This window comes from Dellaglioa sp. CoH-57-MRSF-20, assembly GCF_056781955.1.
Genome location: NZ_JBXAXV010000069.1, coordinates 1 through 573, shown reverse-complemented (window position 1 = coordinate 573; position 573 = coordinate 1). Strand labels below are relative to the sequence as shown.

Annotated in this window: 1 protein-coding gene; it reads left to right on the top strand. The window is 53.4% G+C overall.

Annotation, left to right across the window (positions count from 1 at the left end):
- On the top strand, nucleotides 1-415 hold a 415-nt coding region (locus AC1RPN_RS08135; protein WP_481763706.1), incomplete at its 5' end, for a hypothetical protein.
- Nucleotides 416-573 lie beyond the last annotated feature (158 nt).

The window sequence follows — 573 nt, the reverse complement described above, 5'->3', positions numbered from 1 at the left end:
CGAAGATTATGTTGTGGATAAGGCTATCCAGTCAATCGGGCGCGGTAACATCAGGAACCACAATTCAGACAAAAAGATGTTGGCCATTGTCTCAACTGTGGGGTTGGCCGAAAAGATTCAAGCGCGTATGAGTCATTATCCCCGCATCCGTCTGACAGATACAGAGGAACTGGGCAACATGCAGCGCTGGTCCTACAATCAGGCCGGCGCAAAAACTCGCGAAGCAAGCGGTGTGCACAGACGTGACAGATTCGACGCAAAACTAGGAGATAATAAAAAGCTGTACAGTTCCCTCAGTATGCAAATTTCACGGCTGAAGAAAAAGCTGGCGCTCGATCCTGATGACAGAGCCCTGCAAAAAGAGCTGGGGCAAGTGATAGAAGCACGTGCCTCGCTCCGAACCAAGGAGAGTTGATGAAACCTAAGCTTCACCCGCCTGAACCCCACCAAGTACAACGTGCGCTGGCCATAGCCCGGTGGAAGGCCCCACACGCCCTTGTCTTCTACATCGACATGCTAGATGATGCCCCTGTCCGTGCCCGGGCCCGGCGCTCGATTACGCGGCTCCAGAAG